The sequence below is a fragment of the Methylobacterium nigriterrae genome, assembly GCF_037106235.1.
Taxonomy (GTDB): domain Bacteria; phylum Pseudomonadota; class Alphaproteobacteria; order Rhizobiales; family Beijerinckiaceae; genus Methylobacterium; species Methylobacterium nigriterrae.
The window spans coordinates 1-284 of sequence record NZ_JBAWTG010000765.1 but is presented as its reverse complement, the minus strand read 5'-3'; the positions used below and the strand labels follow the sequence as shown (position 1 = coordinate 284).

Annotated in this window: 1 protein-coding gene; it reads right to left on the bottom strand. The window is 67.6% G+C overall.

The window, feature by feature from the left end; all coding sequences use genetic code 11:
* Positions 1–186, bottom strand: a 186-nt coding sequence (locus WDW90_RS39070; RefSeq protein ID WP_336492991.1) for a hypothetical protein, incomplete at its 3' end; no start/stop codon positions are given.
* Positions 187–284 lie beyond the last annotated feature (98 nt).

Here is a 284-nt window from a genome sequence, read left to right as displayed (position 1 = left end):
CGCGCTCAGGACGTGCTCCGCCGCCGCCGCGATCGCGGCCGCCTCCGAGATGCCGTCCGGCGCGTCGCCCGTGACTAGGAATTCCGGGTGGTCGGGGATCGCGTTGACCACGTCGAGGACCGCGCTGCTCTCTAGCGCCATCAGCCGGGTCGCGTCGGTGGGCGGGATCGTTTGCTCCGCCCACATCGCGTCGAGCGCGTGCTCCGCCCAGGGGAGTACCGGATTGGAATCGCCTGTGTGAGTGACAGAATTCGAAGTACAATGATCGCTGCCGAGGGTCATCT